The sequence below is a fragment of the Thioalkalivibrio sp. K90mix genome, assembly GCF_000025545.1.
Classification (GTDB): Bacteria; Pseudomonadota; Gammaproteobacteria; order Ectothiorhodospirales; family Ectothiorhodospiraceae; genus Thioalkalivibrio.
Genome location: NC_013889.1, coordinates 318131 through 335532 on the forward strand (window position 1 = coordinate 318131; position 17402 = coordinate 335532).

The window sequence follows — 17402 nt, forward strand, 5'->3', positions numbered from 1 at the left end:
AAATTGATCAGCGTTTCCCTAAGCTTGGCCCATGGACAAGCCCCTGCCCGAGACCCCCGAAGCCTTGCCCCCCTTCCTGGAAGAGGAAGTCGGGCATCTGTTGCAAGATCTTGGCGAAAAGGCCGCCTGGCCCGGTAGCCTGTCGGGCCAGGCGGCCACTCCGCTGGCCTTCAGCCACTACCTTGCCCAGATGGTGCGGCGGCATCCGGACTATCTGCTCGACAGTCTGGATGACGAGGGGCGGGTGCCCGAGCGGGATGACGACGCGTTTGCCGCGATGCTTCGCACCGCGCTGGAAGACGTTGACAGCGAAGGGCAGTTGAAACGGGCACTGCGCGAGATCCGCCATCGCGAGATGATCCGCATCGGCTGGCGGGACCTGGAGGGGCGTGCGGGCCTGGACGAGGTGATGCACGACCTCAGCCGACTCGCTCAGGGCCTGATTCGGGGGGCGCTGGGGTGGCTCGACCGACACTACCAGCGCCGTCACGGGCAGCCGCGGGGGGGCGATGGCGCAGCGCAGTCGCTCGTCGTGCTGGGTCTGGGAAAACTCGGCGGTGGCGAGCTCAATTTCTCCTCCGATATCGATCTGATCTTTGCCTACGCCGAATCCGGCGAGACCGATGGCGAACGGGTGCTGGATAACGGCGCCTATTTTCAGAAGCTGGGGCGTGCCCTGATCGCAGCGCTATCCGAGGTGACGGCGGACGGCTTCTGCTATCGCGTCGACATGCGTCTGCGGCCGTTCGGCGACTCGGGCCCGCTCGTGATGCATTTCGACGCGATGGAGGACTACTACCAGGCGCATGGCCGCGAATGGGAACGCTACGCCCTGATCAAGGCACGCCCGCTGGCGGGGGACGCGGCTGCGGGGGATGCTCTGATGAAACGCCTGCGTCCGTTCATCTACCGCCGTTATCTGGACTACGGCACGCTCGCGAACCTGCGCGAGCTCAAGCAGATGATCAACGACGAATCCGCGCGGCGCGGGCGCTACGAGGACGTGAAGCATGGCGAGGGCGGCATCCGCGAGATCGAGTTCATTGCCCAGTCGTTCCAGCTGATTCGCGGTGGGCGCGACCAGGCCCTGCAGCGCCGGGATCTGCTGGGTGTGATGGAAGTGCTGCGTGCGCGCGAACTGCTGCCGGGCTACGCGGTCGACCAGCTGGAGCGCAGTTATCGCTTTCTGCGTCGGGTCGAGAATCGCTTGCAGATGCTCAACGATCAGCAGACCCACCGTCTGCCGCGCTCTGCCGGCGACCGGACTCGCCTGGCCCTGTCGCTGGGATTCGACAGCGAGGTGACATTCGAGGCGGCGCTGGTGCGCGAGCAGCGTCGGGTGCATGCGCACTTCGAGCAGGTGTTTACCGCCCCGCAACGCGACGACGCCGAAACCATGGACAGCTCGCCCGAGGCGGATCGCGAGCAGCAGCTGCATCGCCTGTGGCAGGGCTCGCTGGACGACGACGTGGCGCGGGAGGTTCTTTCCTCCCTCGGCTTCGACGATTCCGGGGCAGCCCTGGAAGGACTGGTGGCCTTGCGCGAGAGTCCCGGCGTACGTGCGATGAGCACCACTGGACGTCAACGCCTGGATCGGCTGATGCCGTTGCTCGTCGGGGCCCTGGCCGAGCTGGACGCCCCGGATACGGTGCTGCCCCGTGCGCTGCAGATGGTGCGCACGATCGCCCGACGCTCGGTATATCTGTCGCTGCTGGTCGAGAACCCGCTGGCGCTGTCGCAGCTGGTCAAGCTGGTCGCGGCCAGCCCCTGGATCAGCGAACAGCTGACGCGTTTTCCCGTGCTGCTGGACGAGTTGCTGGACCCGCGTGCCCTGTACGCCCCGCCGGACCGGGACGGGCTGCGCGAGGAGCTGGAGGCGGAACTCGCGCAGTTCCCGGGCGAGGATCACGAGCAGATGCTGGATCGCCTGCGTCAGTTCAAGCAGGTGCAGACACTGCGTGTGGCGGCGGCCGACATCATGGGGTTTTTACCGTTGATGAAGGTCTCCGATCACCTGACCTGGCTGGCGGAGGTGATGCTCGAACGAGTGCTCCAGTTGGCCTGGGACAAGCTGGTCGAGCGTCACGGCGAGCCGCGCTGTGGCGAGGGTGACGATCTGCGTCCGGCGCGCTTTGCGGTGATCGGCTACGGCAAGCTGGGTGGTTTCGAGCTCGGCTACGGCTCAGATCTGGACGTGGTGTTCCTGCATGACTCCGAGGGCGAAGAGGCCCAAACCGTTGGGCCTAAAGCCATCGATAATGCGGAGTTCTTTGCCCGTGTCGCGCAGCGGATTGTGCACCTTCTGGGGGCATTTACTCCGGCCGGAAGACTGTATGAAGTGGACACCCGCCTGCGGCCCAGTGGAACCTCCGGTTTGCTGGTCAGCGGGCTGCAGGCCTTTCGCCGTTATCAGGATGAGTCCGCCTGGACCTGGGAGCATCAGGCGCTGGTGCGGGCACGCTTTGTCGCTGGCGACGCCGAGCTGGGCAAGGAGTTCGATGCCCTGCGTCGCGAGGTGCTGACCCGCGAACGAGATGCTGTTGCCCTGCGGACCGAGGTGATCGAGATGCGCCAGCGCATGCTGGCCGAGCATGCTTCGAAAAAGGGCCAGGGCTTCCATCTCAAGCGCGACCGGGGCGGTATCACTGATATCGAATTCATGGTTCAATACTGGGTTTTGGTATCCGCCCACGACCATCCCGCCGTCTGCGACTGGCCGGACAAGATTCGCACGCTGGACGCCTTGGGCTGCGAGGGCGTGATCAGCGAGGATCTGAGCGAGGCGCTGGCGGATGCCTATCGGGATTTGCGCAACCGCATCCACCGCCTGACGCTGGCGGGCCGGGACGCCCGGGTCGAGGAGCCGGACGAAGAGTTGCTGGCGGTGCGCGACCGCGTAATCGAAACCTGGAATGACCTGTTCGGCGCGCCGGATTCGGTCGCCAACAAGAACGCCTAGAGGGATACACGACATGTCGATGGCCGACCGCGACGGGGTGATCTGGCTGGACGGGCAGATGGTGCCCTGGCGCGAGGCGCAGACCCACGTACTGACCCACACCCTGCATTACGGCATGGGCGTGTTCGAGGGCGTGCGTGCCTACAAGACCGGGCGCGGTCCGGCGATCTTCAGGCTGCAGGACCACACCCGACGCCTGTTCAACTCCGCCAAGATCCTCGGCATGACCATCCCGTATTCGGCCGACGAGCTGAACGACGCACAGGTCGCTTCGGTGCGCGACAATGGCCTCGAGAGCGCCTACCTGCGCCCGATGTGCTTCCTCGGCTCCGAGGGCATGGGCCTGCGCGCGGACAACCTGAAGGTTCACGCGATGGTTGCGGCCTGGCACTGGGGCAGCTATCTGGGCGACGAGGGTATGGAGAAGGGCATCCGCATCCGCACCTCGTCCTACAGCCGGCACCACGTGAACGTGACCATGTGCAAGGCCAAGGCCAACGGCAACTACATGAACTCGATGATGGCCCTGCAGGAGGCGACCCGCTGCGGCTACGACGAGGCCATGCTGCTGGATACCGAGGGCTACGTGGCCGAAGGCAGTGGCGAGAACATCTTCCTGGTGCGCGATGGCGTGCTGCTCACCCCGGACCTGACCTCCGCGCTGGACGGCATCACCCGCCGCACGGTGATCACCCTGGCCGAGGAGGAAGGCCTGCGCGTGGTGGAGAAGCGCATCACCCGCGACGAGGTCTACATCGCCGACGAGGCCTTCTTTACCGGCACCGCCGCCGAGGTGACACCGATCCGCGAGGTCGACGACCGCCCGATCGGCTCCGGGACCCGCGGGCCGATTACCGAACGCCTGCAATCGCGCTATTTTGATGTCGTACAGGGCCGCGACCGTCAGCACGACGGCTGGCTGACCTACCTCTAGGGAAACACTGATTAATGCACACGCTCGCGTTGGCACCCCAGGTTTTCCGAGACAAGGCGCGTCGTGCAGCGGGTAGTGGTTCTACCCGCAAGCGGCGCAACGCAGGATCGGGGAACCTGGGGTGCCAACCCCCACAAGCTATTGAAAGACGGGGCTCGGCCGCTTTTGCGCGGGAACGGCGTTGCGGTTCCCTTGTGCAGAATGACTGCACGGCAGTCACCGCGCCTTGTTCGCACGCAAAAGCGACTCGAGCGCGAGCGCGTGCATTAATCAGTGTTTCCCCAACACGCGAGACGAAAACCATGGTCAATCCCGATACCGCCCATCACCAGGACCAGTACGAGACCGCGAACGCGCAGCCGGAGATCACGGTCACCAAGAAAGATCTGCCGCTGCACTGCCCGACGCCGAAGATGGCGCTGTGGGCCTCGCATCCGCGCGTCTTCCTGCCGATCGACGAGACCCCGGACGGCCGCTTCCAGTGCCCGTACTGCGGTACCCAATTCATCCTGAAGGGCGACGCCTGATCACCGGGGACCCGCGCCCCGGTACCTGTGCCGGAGCGCAGCGCGCCCGCCCCGGGCGTTCCCGCGCACGCATCCGATGAAACTTTCCTTGCCCCCGTTCGATCAGGCCCGTGTGCTGGTGATCGGCGATCTGATGCTGGATCGCTACTGGCACGGTGGCACCGACCGCATCTCGCCCGAGGCCCCGGTCCCGGTGGTCCATGTGCGCGAGATCGAGCAGCGCCCGGGCGGGGCCGGCAACGTCGCCCTGAACCTTGCCGCCCTCGGCGGCCACGCGGATCTCGTCGGCATCACCGGCGAGGATGAGGCTGCCTCCGAACTGGCCGGTCTGCTCGAAGGGGCGGGCGTCGCCTGCCACTTCCGCCGCCAGCCGGGCGCGGCCACCATCACCAAGCTGCGCGTGATCAGCCGCCATCAGCAACTGATCCGTCTCGATTTCGAGGACGGCTTTCCGGGGATTCGCGCCTCCGACCTGCTGCCGCAGATGGAGCCGTTGCTGACGGGCGCAGGTGCCGTGGTCCTGTCGGACTATGCCAAGGGCGCTCTGCGCGAACCCCAACCCTTGATCGAGGTTGCGCGCGCCGCCGGTGTGCCCGTACTGGTGGACCCCAAGGGGCGCGATTTTTCCCTCTATCGTGGGGCGACACTGATTACTCCGAACCTGACCGAGTTCGAGGCCGTGGTCGGGCGCTGTGCTGACGAGGCCGATCTGGTCGCACGTGGCGAGGCGCTGGCCCGAGATTGCGGGATCGACGGGTTGCTGGTGACGCGCGGCGAGGATGGCATGAGCCTGATTCGTCCGGGCCACGCCCCGGTGCATCTGGGGGCTCGGGCGCGCGAGGTCTTCGATGTGACCGGTGCCGGCGACACCGTGATTGCCACCTTGGCGGCCGGGCTCGCGACCGGGCTGGAACTGCCTCAGGCAATGGCCCTGGCCAATATCGCGGCCGGTATCGTGGTGGCCAAGTTGGGTACCGCGACGGTCAGCGTGGCAGAGCTGCGCCGAGCCCTGCAGGATCAGGAGCAGACCGGGCGCGGCGTGTTGACCGAGGACGAGCTGCTGCATGCGGTGGCGGATGCCCGGGTGCATGGCGAGCGTATCGTGATGACCAACGGCTGCTTTGATCTTCTGCATGCCGGGCATGTGGCCTATCTGGAACGGGCGCGCAGCCTGGGTGATCGCCTGATCGTGGCGGTCAACGACGATGACTCGGTACGCCGGCTGAAGGGGGAAGGGCGTCCCGTGAATCCGGTCGAACAACGCATGGCGGTGCTGGCCGGGCTCGCCTCGGTGGACTGGGTCGTGCCGTTTTCCGAGGATACCCCGGCGCGGCTGATCGGCGAGGTCCTGCCCGACCGGCTGGTCAAGGGTGGTGACTATCGTCCGCAGGACATCGCCGGGCACGACGCGGTGGTTGCCCATGGCGGACGCGTGGAGATCCTCGACTTCCTCGATGGCTGTTCGACCTCGTCGATGATCGAACGCATGCGCAAGCCCGCGGGCTCCTGACGCACCGCCACCCTGCACGTCGCTTTCCCCGCCTTTCGTGCGCCGCGTACAATGCGGCGCAACCCCAGCTTTTTCAGGAGTCGTCCCCGTGATCATCGTTACCGGCGGTGCCGGATTTATCGGCAGCAACCTGGTCAAGGAACTCAATCGTCGTGGTCGCACCGACATTGTCGTGGTCGACAACCTGACCCACGGCCAGAAGGCGCTGAACCTGACCGACTGCATCATCGCCGACTATCATGACAAGGAAGACTTCCGCGACCTGATCGAGGCCGATGCTCATCTGGGGCCGGTGGAGGCGGTATTCCACATGGGCGCCTGCTCGGCAACCACGGAATGGGACGGGCGCTACATCATGCGTAACAACTTCGCCTACACCCGTGAGCTGTTCCACTGGTGCCAGGATCGTCGCATCCCGTTCATTTACGCCTCTTCGGCGGCGGTGTATGGCGGCAACGACACCTTTCGCGAGGAGCCGGCCCACGAGCGTCCTTTGAACGCCTACGGCTACTCCAAGCTCGCGTTCGACCAGTATCTGCGCCGGCATATGGATGCGCTCACCGCGCAGGTCGTGGGACTTCGCTACTTCAACGTCTACGGCCCGCGCGAGGGTTACAAGGGCGGGATGGCCAGCGTGATCCATCACTTCAGTAACCAGCTACGCGAAGGGGACACGGTAAGGCTCTTCGAGGGCTGTGACGGCTACGCCGATGGCGAACAGCGCCGCGACTTCGTCGATGTTCGCGATTGCGTAAATCTGAAGCTTTGGCTGCTGGAACATCCCGAGGTGAATGGCATCTATAACTGCGGGACCGGGCGCGCACGGACCTTCAACGACATGGCCCGGGCGACGATCGACTGGTTCGGTCGCGGCGAGATCGAGTACATCCCGTTCCCGGACCACCTGAAGGGCCGTTACCAGAGCTATACCCAGGCGGATCTGTCACAGCTGCGCGCGGCCGGCTGTGACCTGGAATTTCACGATATCGAGGACGGTGTGCGCGCCTACCTCGATGCGGTCGCGGTTGATCAGGCCGACTGACCCCGGAGAAGCAGCATGAGTGACCAGCCCCTGCATCGCGTTCGCGCGGATGAGTACGAAAGCCCCGGTGATCGCCTGGAGCGGTCGCTGGAGGAAGGGCGCGTGTTGCTGTTCGAACCGGGGCGGCTTCCGCTGCCGGATGAGGAGGATCTGGTCTTTCTGCGTGACGAGGTCGGTCGGCTGCTCAGTCTGAAGAACATCAGCTATCACCCGCATGGCGACTTTATCAGCGGCCTGAAGAACGAGGGCGACGCCGGTGAGCGCGTGCGCCGGATCCTGAGCGAGTATGGCCAGCGCGTGGAGGGCTTTCTGGGGCATTTGCTGCCGGGGTTTACCAGTGGCTGGAGCCCGCGCAAGGTCAACTTCCGTCCGGTGCAGGAGAAGGGCCGGGTAATCAAGCGGCATTCCAACAACGAACTGCTGCATGTGGACGCGTTTCCGGCCGGGGCCACCCACGGCTGGCGGCCGCTGCGCTTTTTTACCAACATCAACCCCGAGGAGGCGCGCATCTGGCGGGTGGCCGAGGAGTTCGGCGAACTCTATCGTCAATTTGGCGCCGCGGCCGGCATCGCCCCGCCACCGCGCCTGCGTCAGGGGCTGGCGGAGCGCGCCTGGACCGGCAGCCTCCGGGCGTTGTCCGCCCTGAATCTTCCGCAACTGGAAGTGGTCGGCGACACCTCGCCCTATGATCGCGCGATGCGGCGCATGCACAACTGGATGAAGGACAGCGACGATTTCCAGAATGCCCCCGGGCGCGGGACCGAGCTGGCCTTCGAGCCCTACCACAGTTGGTGTGTGCTGACCGACCAGGTCAGCCATGCCGCGCTTGCCGGCCAGCACGCGCTGGTGGCGACCTTCTACGTGCGTCCCGAGGCCTGCCATATGCCCGAGCGTTCCCCCTGGGGGGTGCTGGAGGCCGCCGGCCGGGCCGCCTGAGCGTGGAGGCCCGCCACTGGCGTCGCGGACGCATTCGGGTGCTCTTTGATGCCGCGCTCCCCGCTTCACCGGAACCCTGGTGGTTCGATTTTGACGCGCTGGAACGCCGTGGCCTGGTGACCGGGCGCGGGGGCGGGCGCGGCAGCGTGGTGTTCTTCCACAGTCCGCTCGAAAGCGACGACGAATGGGTGCTGCGCCACTACATGCGTGGCGGCACCATCGCGCGCATCCTCGGTGATCGCTACTTGTGGCAGGGGGTCGACGACACGCGGCCCTGGCGCGAGTGGTCCTACACCGCGCGACTGTTCGAGGAAGGGCTGCCCGTGCCCCGCCCGGTGGCCGGTCGAGTGGTAAGGACTGGTCCGCTGTACGCCGCCGATCTGATTACGGTGCGGGTGCCTGGGGCGCGTTCATTGGACGAGAACCTTGGCGAGGCCGGGGTTTCGGATGCTACCTGGCGGGCGATCGGTGGATGCATTCGGCGTTTCCACGATGCCGGACACTGGCATCCGGATCTGAACAGCCGCAATATCCTGATCGCCCCGGATGGCGCGGTCTCCATCATCGACTGGGACCGTGGACGGCATCGTGCAGGCACGGATGGCGACTGGCGGGAGGCCAACCTTCAGCGGCTGCGGCGGGATCTGGACAAACGCCTGCGGATTCGCGACCGCTGGGTGTATACCGACGTATGTTTTGATCGGTTGCGCGCAGGCTACGAGGCGGGGGCAATCTCTGGCGAGGGGTGAACGGTCGTCTCCGCCGGCGGCAGGGCGCGCGGGGCCCCGGCGGCCATCAAGGCATCCAGCCGCTCAATTACGTCCTCCGGGCGGATCAGTTCCATTACGCCGGGGCGCTCGATCTTGGTTCCCCAGCGAATCTCGCTTGCCGGCTTTCTCAGCTCGCGGCGGGCGGCTTCGTCGTAGCGATCCACGCACCACTGACCGCTGTAGTAGGGGCGTGCACGGCCGGGATTGGTGCAGGCGTACAGCCCGATGACCGGCGTACCCATCGCATTGGCCATGTGTGCCGGACCCGAGTCCGGGCTGACCACAGCGGTTGCACGTCCGAGAATCGCCAGCATTTCCTTGATGGAGGTCGCCCCGACCAGGTTTCGGTGGGCGAGCTGGCTTTGTCTTGCCACGGCCTCGCCCATCTCGCGCTCCAGCGCGGAGGGGCCTCCGGTGATCAGGACCTGGAGGCCATGTTCCCGCGCTGCGTGGTCGGCGACCTGTGCGCAGCCCTCGGCGGTCCAGTTGCGCAGGTGGTGGCTGGAACAGGGGCTGATCACCAGCGTCGGGGTGCCATCCGGGATCTCGTCGCGGGCCCTCTCCGCGGCGTTGTCGGGTACAGGGATGTCCCAGACCATGTGCCGGCGCCGGATCCCCAGCGTCTCGATGAAGCTGAAGTAGATGTCGATTACGTGCTGCCCGGGGTGCGGGGGGATGCGCGCGTTGATGAACAGGCCGTGCAGATCGCGCGAGCGGGCACGGTCATACCCCAGGCGCAGGCCTGCGCGGATACCCAGGCTGGCGATATTGGCGCGCAGGGCGAACTGATTGTGCAGCAGCACGTCGAAGCGCCGCCCTTTCAATTGTTGCCACAGTGCGCGGTAGCCGGCCCAGCCGGCGGTCTTGTCGAAGATGACGAATTCCACGCCCGGGATGTCGCCGACCAGGGCGCGTTCGGCCTTGCCGACGACCCAGGTCAGACGGGTCTGTGGCCACTCGCGCTGGAGTGTGCGCACTACCGGTGTCATGTGGGTGACGTCGCCCAGCGCGGAAAAGCGGAGGATGCACAACGATGCCGGCGGTTCGTTCAGGGGAAGTCGAGGGCGCATTGCCGGATCAACTCGAGCCCTGGCGGCGCTGGCGCCGGTCGCGGCGGTGATCCTTGACGCCGGGATACATGTCCGCGGTCGTGTCCGGTTGATCCTTGAAACGGCGGTGAGCCCAGAAGTACTGCCCGGGGGCCTCGCGGACTGCTTCCTCGATGATGCGGTTCATGGTGGCGGCGTCGGCGGTGTCGTCACCAGAGGGAAAGCCGCGCAGCGGGGGGTGAAAAACAACCCGGTAACCGGGGCCGTCATCCAGTTTATAGTAGAAGATCGGTATCACGCGGGCGCGCGCCATCCGCGCCAGGCGGGAGAGACCCGTTACGGTGGCAGCGGGGGTGCCGAAGAACGGGACAAACACCTTCTGTTGGCTACGGTAGTTCTGGTCGCCTGCGTACCAGACAGGCAGCCCCTTGCGTAGCGTTCGCACGATACCGCGAAGATCGTCCTTGGAGAGCACGGGACCGATCGCCCGCTCGCGCCCGTGGCGCATGGTTGCGTCGGCCAGCGGATGCTTGTCCATGGGTTTGTAGATGACCGCCATCTCGGAGAGCTGCCGCAGCAGCCGTCCGCTGATCTCCACGGACGTGAAGTGTCCGGATAGCAGGATCACGGGGTTGCCTGCGCGGCGTTCGGCTTCCAGGTGTTCCAGGCCCTCGACTTGCAGGGGCAGCCGGTCGACCGCCCGCCCGCCAAACCATGACAGGGCCAGCTCCATGAAACCCCGTGTGGTGTGGCGGAAGTTTTCGCGAACCAGGGCCTCCCGTTCCAGTTTCGATTGTTCCGGGAAGCACAATTCGAGGTTGCGCCGGATGATCAGGCGGCGCTGGCGAGCGAGGGCATAGCTCACCGGACCCAGTGCTTCGCCCAGACGCAGGACCAGTCTCGGCGGCATCTGGCCCAGCAGCCAAAGCAAGCCGATGCCGAGGCTGTAGCCCCAGTTGGACGGGTGTGCCGGATGCGCGCTTTTCGGCTTTGGCATGGGTAGGTGTCGCGGCGTTCCAAACGCGCGATTATATCAGGCTCGTTTGAACGGCCCGGATACGAGGCCGGCTTGTGCCAGGTAGACTGCAAAAGTTTTCCCGATTGGCAACGAGCTTCAGCCAATTTATGGGAATGTTCTCCCAAGGATCGGCTCCCGCCGCCGCGGTAGGGTGCGGTTGAGCGCAGCGAAACGCACCATTTCCCGCGTCGTGCCAGTCCCTTGATGGGATTCGCTGCGCTCATCCCATCCTGCGACCCGGCAGCTGGCTGAACGCCATTGCTCATCAGGAAAGTTTTTGCGGATCGGTTGACGATGAACTCAGTCTCGACAGAATTTCCATCACCGACGAAGGCTGCCCTTGAGGCCGCCGCCGCCGCGGCGCGCGGGCGGGCCTTTCGTGTACGGGAAGACGGCCAGCAGTGGTTTGCCAAAAAGGCCGTGCCCGGGAGAAGTCGTATTCGGGCCCTGGGTGGGAGGATGCTGGCCCGGCTGATGCTTGGCGAATGGCCGTCTCTGTCCCCGTTGATGCTGGGTGGACAAGAACAGATCGAGTACGAGGCGGCTCGTCTGCGGGCACTTCGCGAGGCCGGCGAGGCCGTGCCGGCCGTGGTCAGCTTGCAACCCGGGTACCTGGTGCTGGCCGAAGGCGGGCAACCCCTGGGGCGCGTGCTGCGCGACAAGACGCGGGAGGCCCAGGCTGCACTGTTATGCTGGGTCGCGCAGGATCTGGCCCGGTTTCACGGCCGGGGTCTTTGGCACGGAGGTGCGCAGCTGCGCAATCATCTCCTTGCCAATGGGGAGCGGGACCTTGTGCGCATCGACTTCGAGGAGCCTCTGGATCGGCTGATGCCCCTGGCGGCGCGTCAGGTCGTGGATCTCTATCTTCTGATCCATTCCACCACGGCCCTCAAGGGGTATTCCGAGGCTGCCATGCGCGCCCTGTGTGGGCGGATGGTTCGGGCTTATCTTGATGTGCGAGCCCCGGAGCCCGCGGCGCTTGAATATCTGGAACGGGGCCGGCGCGTGCTGGGGGCACTGGAGACCTGGGGTGGCTGGTTTGCCCGCCCGGTCAGCAAGGATGCGCGGCGTCTGTTCGTGACGTCAGCGGTTCTGGCCGAGGTTGTTCCGCAGGGTGGGGTTTAGTGTCCAGTCTCCTCCGACTTTAGTCCTCCGCGAATTGGACCTTTTGCAGGGCCGCATACGCGCCGTTTCTTTCGAGCAGCTCGGCATGGGTGCCCGTTTCGACGATCTGCCCGGCGTCCAGGACCACAATGCGATCGGCATCCTCGATGGTCGACAGGCGGTGGGCGATAACCAGTGTCGTACGGTTTCGCATCAGGACTTCCAGCGCATCCTGGATCTTCTGCTCGGATTCCGAATCCAGCGCGGAGGTGGCCTCGTCCAGGATCAGGATCGGGGCATCCTTGAGCAGCGCTCGGGCGATGGCAACACGCTGGCGCTGTCCGCCGGAGAGCATGATCCCGTTTTCACCGACCACCGTATCGAAGCCCTCGGGCAGCTGTTCGATGAACTCCAGGGCATTGGCGGCGCGTGTGGCCTCGCGCAGTTGGTCGTCAGTCGGTTTTTCCGGCAGGCCGTAGGCGATGTTGTTGGCCAGGGTGTCGTTGAACAGCACCACGTGCTGGCTGACCAGCGCCATCTGCGAGCGCAGATCCCGCAGTCGGTACTCGCGGATCGGGTAGCCATCCAGACGGATCTCGCCCTGCTCGGGTTCATAGAAGCGGGGCAGCAGGCGTGCCAGGGAGGTCTTGCCGCTGCCGGAACGGCCGACCAGCGCCACGGTTTCACCGGGGGCGATGTTCAGGCTGACATCCTTCAGCACCCATTCGCTCTGTTGTGGGTAGCGCAGCCAGATGTGGTCGAACTCGATCCGCCCCTCGGCGTGATCCAGGGGGCGTTGGCCGTGATCGGGCTCGGGGGGCGTGTCCAGTATTTCGAACACGCTCTCGCCAGCGGCCAGGGCCTTCTGGATTTCGGCATTCACCCCGACAATGCGTTTCAGTGGCGGCAGCATCAGCAGCATGGCCACGATGAACGAGATCATCCCGCCGGGTGTGATGGTTTGGAGGACCATATCCATCGTGGCCAAATAGACGATGATTGCGAGCGCGATGATCGCCCCCAGCTGTGACAGCGGCTGGCTGATCGCCTGTACGGCCTTGTGCCGCATCAGCTGGCGGTGGTAGCGCTCGTTGGTGCGCTCGAAGCGGTGGGCCTCGTAGTCCGTTGCACCAAAGATCTTCACTTCCGCCTGCCCGCGAATGCCATCCTCCGCGATCTGGGCATAATCCCCGACGGATTTCTGCATACGCCGGCTCACCTTGCGGAACTTCTTGTTGGCACCAACCACCACCAGCCCCACCAGCGGCGCGATGCTGAACACAATCAGCACCAGCCATCCGCTGAGATAGGTCATATAGGCCAGCAGGAAGATCACCGTAAAGGAGTCGCGGATCAACACGATGATGGCCTTGGATGCCGCGGCGTTGATCTGCGTGACGTTGTAGGTGAGCTTCGCCAGAAGGGTGCCGGGGGAGTGGCGATCAAAGAATGCTGCCGGAAGCCGCAGGTACTGCTCGAACACCGCCTGCCGGACGTCCTTGACGACCTTGCGGCCGATCCAGGCGACGCTGTAGTCCGACGCAAACATGGTGATGCCGTGGAACAGAAAAATCCCGATCAGCGCGGCTGGTACCCAGACCCGCGCGGTTGGATCTTGCTCGATGAATGTCCCGTCCACCAGGGGCTGGATGATCCAGGCAAAGGCCGCCTGACCGGCCGCCGCCAGGATCATCGCGGCAATCGCCAGCACCCCCAGGCGCCAGTACGGCCTGACGAACGCAAAGATTCGCTTGTACAGCTGCCAGGATTCGCCGGCTGTCGGGTGCTTCGGGTTCTGGTCGATCGAGCGATTACCCATCGAGGGTTCCTTGCCTGGCTGGTGCTGCCGCTGACCGCACATTTCCGCGCCGCAAAATAATGTCGGAAGTGCGAGGGGGCGGATGATACCAGACCGTGTCTCGGCGCCCTGGGGCGGGCACGTCGCCAAGGCTGCGTGGTAGCATGAGCTTACTTGGATTGTCACTTTGCCCCGTATGTTCGCGCTACCTGTTTGGAGCCTGCAATGTCCAGCCACACCATCGTCCCTGGTCGTATTAGTATTTCGATCCCTCATTGGCAGGTGCTGCCCCTGCTGCTGCCATGCCTGCGTTCGATCCGCAAGAACACGAGCGGCAAAGATGTCGAAGTCATCGTGATCGACAACGGTTCGAAAGACGAAAGCTTGGATTACCTGCGTTCCCTGGAGTGGATCCGCTTGATCGAGCGACCGGAAGAGGGGCTATTCAACTTTCCTGACAACGTCTGGACCTCGCACGACATCGCACTCAAGGAAGCTACGGGGGAGTTTCTGGTTACGATGCATACGGACTTGTTCGTGAAGCGCGGAGACTGGCTGGACGAATATCTAAAGGCGATGGCAGGGAACCCCCGTCTGGGGGGTGTCGGCACCTGGAAGCTGGAGCTGAAGAACCCGGTCTACGAGTTCCAGAAGCGTGTCTTCCACGTGATCCGCAGCAATATCAAGTACGCCCTGGGCCTGCGCAAGAAGCGCTACGAGTGGAAGCAGGGCCACTATCCGAAGGACTTCTGCGCGATGTACCGCCGCCAGATCCTCTTGGACGAAGGTCTCACCTTCCGCAGTATCGAGGGCAAAAAAGGCTTCTACGACCAGAGTGGTGGTTACTCCATCTCGGCTCAGCTGTGGGACAAGGGGTACCCCACTCGAGTCATCCCCGTTCGCACCATGATCCCCAGGATTGTGCATCTCGGCCATGGTACTGCGGCTGTCTCACCGGAAAAGGCCCACCGTCGAAACCAGCACAAGCTTGAAACCCGGCGTGACACCCTCTTTGATGAACCGTGGGTTCAGGAGCTACAAAGCAACGTCGCTCTAGATCGTTAATTGCAGCTATCTCTGACAACCGAGCGGTTGAGGCGCGGCTAGAGTGAGGTCATGCGCAAGCCCCCCGAGGCCACGGATACAGCCCTTCGCAGTCCGAGCGTAGTCAGCCACAGGTTGTCTTCCGTCGGCTCTTCTCGGGGTATTGCTACTGCCGATTTCCTCTCAGCTGGCGAGCCAGAATGATTAAGCGCCCGACGCCCATTGTCGATTGATCTTGTGGTACCTGTGCTGGTCTCCGTAGAACCTGAGTCATTAGATGAATTTGCACTTTGTTCGACTTAACGTCTTGGGTGGTGTTGAGAGGATCCTTACCGAGCTTGTGCAGCGAGCAGCCCTTTGTGATCGCAAAGAAGCCGCATTTCTGTTGGCCACATCTGTCCACCCTTTCTTGCGAGAAGCGTGGAGCGAACATGGCTGCCGTGCCTATCCCCTTAAGGCCTTTGCGCAGTGGTTCCCAGTCCCCCGGAAGCCGGCATCAGCTCGAGATTTCCGTGCGCGCTGGGTTGCCCGGGCAGTACGGCCCAATAGGGTGATCTCTTGGAATGGAATCAATTCGCGATTTCCAGGGATTGCAGCATCTGCTTCGGGTGCCCGCCTTATCCACTATGAACACGGAGCAGCCTGGAATTGTTCCGATGACCAAGGGATGCGCTACCTAGCGGGGGTTGACTCGGTAGTCTGTATATCGTTGGCAGCGAAGCGCCTTCTGCAGGAGCGTTGGGGTTACAAGGGGGAGGTTCATGTGCTTCCCAATGTGCTGTTGCCATCAATGCTGAAGACGGCCGCCGGTGGTCGCCCGGACTCTGGCGGTCGAAAGATCGTGGGTGCCGCCGGACGTCTTGTTCCTCTCAAAGGGTTCCTCTCCCTAGTGCCCATGTTACGGCGTCTTCTGGACAAGGGCCTGGACGTAGAAGTGCGGCTCGCGGGGACCGGCCCCGAAGGCCCGGCCATTAGGGCGCTGGCCGAGAAGTACAACGTGAGTGATCGCTTCGTGTTTTTAGGTTCGGTTGGCGAGATGTCCGAGTTCTACCGGACACTTGATGTGTTCGTCGTGCCGTCGATTCGTGAACCATTCGGCTTGGTTGCCTTGGAGGCCTCGGCCCATGGACTACCGGTGATAGGATCGGACGTCGACGGAATCCCCGAGGCTCTCTCCGAGGTGGTTGGCTCGGATGTGGTGCGCCCCACGGTGCCCATGTCGGATTACGCTCAAATGGGGAGCTCTCTCCGTGGAGTGCCAACACGGGTCTATGATCCAGCTGGCGACTTCCTCACTGCCCCTAGGGCCATCGATGGTGCAGAACTGGCTGATCGAGTGGAAACTCTGTTGACCGCGGGTGTGGTGGTGCCACCAATGCACCCATCGGTAGCGGCCTCCCGCTTCTTCGCCTACGCCGATACGCTCAAAGGGCTTCTCTCCCGCTGACACGATGCAGTTCCTCTTGCTCCGGTCATTTCTTTGGATGGTTGTGTTAAAGGTTATGGGTAGATGCGCATCTTTCACATTGTGAACCTGAAGACCGTCGCTGGAATTGAACGTGCTTTCTGTGCGTTCGTCTCCGCCGAAAAGATGAGCTCTATGCAGCATTATGTGGCAAGTCGGGGTGTAAGCTCCCGGCTGGCTGGAACGCTTCATAAGAACTGCGAAAGAGTGTTTACCCCTGGAGTATGGCGAGGCTCTCGCTTTCCGTTAGTGCCGCGTCGAGGTATCGATCGAGAGATCAAAAAGAGGCTGTCAGAAGTCAACCCGGATGTTGTCATATCGTGGAGTAGTGCGACCAGTGTATCGGCGCTCGACTGGTGCGCGCGCAGCAACACGCCGTTTATCTACTGGGAGCACGGGCGCGCGTGGGAGGAGGCGAGCCGCCCCAGCCGGGTGTATGCGACCCTTTTGGAGCAGGCGGATAGGATTATCTGCAACTCGAGTGCCTCGGCGAGGATGATTGGCCATTTCTGGAGGCAAGGAGGCAAAACGACGGTGGTCCCCAACGGCCTCAGGCCAGAGTGCAGCGTCGCAGCACCAGTGGTCCGCGAATTCGAGGGTGATGCCGAAGTGACGGTCGGTTTTGCGGGCCGCCTCGTACCGGCCAAAGGAGCCGTGGTGCTGGTGCACGCCCTCGGTCTCCTTCGAAAGTCCGGTGTGCCCGTTACTCTGAGAATCGCGGGGGAGGGCCCCGAGAAAGAAGGCATTGTTGCTCAGATCAGAAGGCTTGGTCTCTCTGACGTATCAATGGTGGTCGGGTTCGAAGACGATATGTCCCGCTTTTACCGTGGATGCGATTTGGTCGTATGTCCTTCGATCCGAGAACCGTTTGGGCTCGTCAGCATCGAGGCGCAGGCGTCGGGTCGCCCGGTAATCGTCAGCGAGGTGGATGGGCTTCCCGAAACTATCGACGTCGAGAAAACGGGCTTGGCCGTTAGGCCGAGTGAAGCTGTAGGTTATCTCGAATCCCTAGGTGGCTCGACGTCGCCGCTCCCAGAGTTCTCGTATTTTCCGGATCGGGATGTTATAGGGCCGCCAAGAGTGGTTTCTGCCGACGATTTGGCCGAGAGTATTGCGAAGATGATCACCTCACCCGATTTCTCGAAGATGAGCCGGCGTGCAGCGTCGTTCGCTCGGGAAGAGTTTTCGTTCGACGTTCATGTTTCGAGGGTCTGCAAAGTGTTGCATGACGTTGTGGGTTGAGTGA

The 17402-nt window shown here is 63.7% G+C and carries 14 protein-coding genes and 1 pseudogene; 12 read left to right on the forward strand and 3 right to left on the reverse strand.

All coding sequences use genetic code 11. From position 1 onward, the window contains the following. Positions 1–31: 31 nt before the first annotated feature. The 7 genes from glnE to TK90_RS01485 all read left to right on the forward strand — a co-directional run bounded on the left by glnE (position 32) and on the right by TK90_RS01485 (position 8657). A complete protein-coding gene (gene glnE / locus TK90_RS01455) occupies positions 32–2959 on the forward strand; it encodes a bifunctional [glutamate--ammonia ligase]-adenylyl-L-tyrosine phosphorylase/[glutamate--ammonia-ligase] adenylyltransferase (protein WP_012981714.1) in 2928 nt (975 codons plus the stop codon). 13 nt (positions 2960–2972) lie between these two features. Next, positions 2973–3893 carry a branched-chain amino acid transaminase gene (locus TK90_RS01460; protein WP_012981715.1) on the forward strand — a complete coding sequence of 307 codons (921 nt, stop codon included), beginning with the start codon at positions 2973–2975 and terminating at the stop codon, positions 3891–3893. 302 nt (positions 3894–4195) lie between these two features. Then, positions 4196–4420: a zinc-finger domain-containing protein gene (locus TK90_RS01465; protein ID WP_012981716.1), complete on the forward strand. Its 225-nt coding sequence runs from the start codon at positions 4196–4198 to the stop codon at positions 4418–4420. Positions 4421–4496: 76 nt separating this feature from the next. Continuing rightward, the gene (hldE, locus tag TK90_RS01470) at positions 4497–5930 is read left to right on the forward strand and encodes a bifunctional D-glycero-beta-D-manno-heptose-7-phosphate kinase/D-glycero-beta-D-manno-heptose 1-phosphate adenylyltransferase HldE (RefSeq protein ID WP_012981717.1); all 1434 of its coding nucleotides are present in this window, start codon (positions 4497–4499) and stop codon (positions 5928–5930) included. A gap of 88 nt (positions 5931–6018) precedes the next feature. Next, positions 6019–6972, forward strand: coding sequence for an ADP-glyceromanno-heptose 6-epimerase (gene rfaD, locus TK90_RS01475; RefSeq protein ID WP_012981718.1), 954 nt, complete (start codon positions 6019–6021; stop codon positions 6970–6972). A 15-nt stretch (positions 6973–6987) separates the two neighbouring features. Then, on the forward strand, positions 6988–7908 hold the full coding sequence (locus tag TK90_RS01480; RefSeq protein ID WP_012981719.1) for a Kdo hydroxylase family protein: 921 nt from the start codon (positions 6988–6990) through the stop codon (positions 7906–7908). 2 nt (positions 7909–7910) lie between these two features. Further along, positions 7911–8657, forward strand: a complete 747-nt coding sequence (locus TK90_RS01485; RefSeq protein WP_041444132.1) for a 3-deoxy-D-manno-octulosonic acid kinase — start codon at positions 7911–7913, stop codon at positions 8655–8657. On the opposite strand, the gene TK90_RS01490 is transcribed toward TK90_RS01485, so the two are convergent. Together TK90_RS01490 and TK90_RS01495 are read right to left on the reverse strand one after the other, a co-directional pair. Continuing rightward, the gene (locus TK90_RS01490) at positions 8624–9748 is read right to left on the reverse strand and encodes a glycosyltransferase family 9 protein (protein ID WP_012981721.1); all 1125 of its coding nucleotides are present in this window, start codon (positions 9746–9748) and stop codon (positions 8624–8626) included. The two genes, TK90_RS01485 and TK90_RS01490, sit on opposite strands and share 34 nt — an antisense overlap. A 7-nt stretch (positions 9749–9755) precedes the next feature. Next, positions 9756–10724: a lysophospholipid acyltransferase family protein gene (locus TK90_RS01495; RefSeq protein WP_012981722.1), complete on the reverse strand. Its 969-nt coding sequence runs from the start codon at positions 10722–10724 to the stop codon at positions 9756–9758. A 480-nt stretch (positions 10725–11204) separates the two neighbouring features. Here TK90_RS01495 and TK90_RS01500 point away from each other — a divergent pair, with 480 nt between their 5' ends. Continuing rightward, the gene (locus TK90_RS01500; protein WP_244406384.1) at positions 11205–11870 is read left to right on the forward strand and encodes a serine/threonine protein phosphatase; all 666 of its coding nucleotides are present in this window, start codon (positions 11205–11207) and stop codon (positions 11868–11870) included. 19 nt (positions 11871–11889) lie between these two features. Here the strand turns inward: TK90_RS01500 and msbA are convergent, their stop codons facing one another. Then, on the reverse strand, positions 11890–13668 hold the full coding sequence (gene msbA, locus TK90_RS01505; RefSeq protein ID WP_012981724.1) for a lipid A export permease/ATP-binding protein MsbA: 1779 nt from the start codon (positions 13666–13668) through the stop codon (positions 11890–11892). A 204-nt stretch (positions 13669–13872) separates the two neighbouring features. On the opposite strand from msbA, the gene TK90_RS01510 reads away from it, so the two are divergent. From TK90_RS01510 to TK90_RS01520, 4 genes and pseudogenes are all read left to right on the forward strand, one after another. Then, on the forward strand, positions 13873–14712 hold the full coding sequence (locus TK90_RS01510) for a glycosyltransferase family 2 protein (RefSeq protein ID WP_012981725.1): 840 nt from the start codon (positions 13873–13875) through the stop codon (positions 14710–14712). 256 nt (positions 14713–14968) lie between these two features. Continuing rightward, positions 14969–15454: pseudogene (locus tag TK90_RS15480) on the forward strand (hypothetical protein); the annotation flags it as partial. Continuing rightward, positions 15455–16138, forward strand: coding sequence for a glycosyltransferase (locus TK90_RS15330; protein WP_244406385.1), 684 nt, complete (start codon positions 15455–15457; stop codon positions 16136–16138). 63 nt (positions 16139–16201) lie between these two features. Next, positions 16202–17398: a glycosyltransferase family 4 protein gene (locus tag TK90_RS01520; RefSeq protein ID WP_012981727.1), complete on the forward strand. Its 1197-nt coding sequence runs from the start codon at positions 16202–16204 to the stop codon at positions 17396–17398. Positions 17399–17402: the final 4 nt, after the last annotated feature.

Excerpts from the sequence above, each read along its gene's own strand:
- TK90_RS01495 (WP_012981722.1), bottom strand. The coding sequence starts at position 10,724 with ATGCCAAAGCCGAAAAGCGCGCATCCGGCACACCCGTCCAACTGGGGC.
- TK90_RS01465 (WP_012981716.1), top strand. The coding sequence starts at position 4,196 with ATGGTCAATCCCGATACCGCCCATCACCAGGACCAGTACGAGACCGCG.
- TK90_RS01520 (WP_012981727.1), top strand. The coding sequence starts at position 16,202 with ATGCGCATCTTTCACATTGTGAACCTGAAGACCGTCGCTGGAATTGAA.
- glnE (WP_012981714.1), top strand. The coding sequence starts at position 32 with ATGGACAAGCCCCTGCCCGAGACCCCCGAAGCCTTGCCCCCCTTCCTG.
- TK90_RS01500 (WP_244406384.1), top strand. The coding sequence starts at position 11,205 with ATGCTGGCCCGGCTGATGCTTGGCGAATGGCCGTCTCTGTCCCCGTTG.
- TK90_RS01490 (WP_012981721.1), bottom strand. The coding sequence starts at position 9,748 with ATGCGCCCTCGACTTCCCCTGAACGAACCGCCGGCATCGTTGTGCATC.
- hldE (WP_012981717.1), top strand. The coding sequence starts at position 4,497 with ATGAAACTTTCCTTGCCCCCGTTCGATCAGGCCCGTGTGCTGGTGATC.
- TK90_RS01510 (WP_012981725.1), top strand. The coding sequence starts at position 13,873 with ATGTCCAGCCACACCATCGTCCCTGGTCGTATTAGTATTTCGATCCCT.
- TK90_RS01460 (WP_012981715.1), top strand. The coding sequence starts at position 2,973 with ATGTCGATGGCCGACCGCGACGGGGTGATCTGGCTGGACGGGCAGATG.
- TK90_RS01480 (WP_012981719.1), top strand. The coding sequence starts at position 6,988 with ATGAGTGACCAGCCCCTGCATCGCGTTCGCGCGGATGAGTACGAAAGC.
- msbA (WP_012981724.1), bottom strand. The coding sequence starts at position 13,668 with ATGGGTAATCGCTCGATCGACCAGAACCCGAAGCACCCGACAGCCGGC.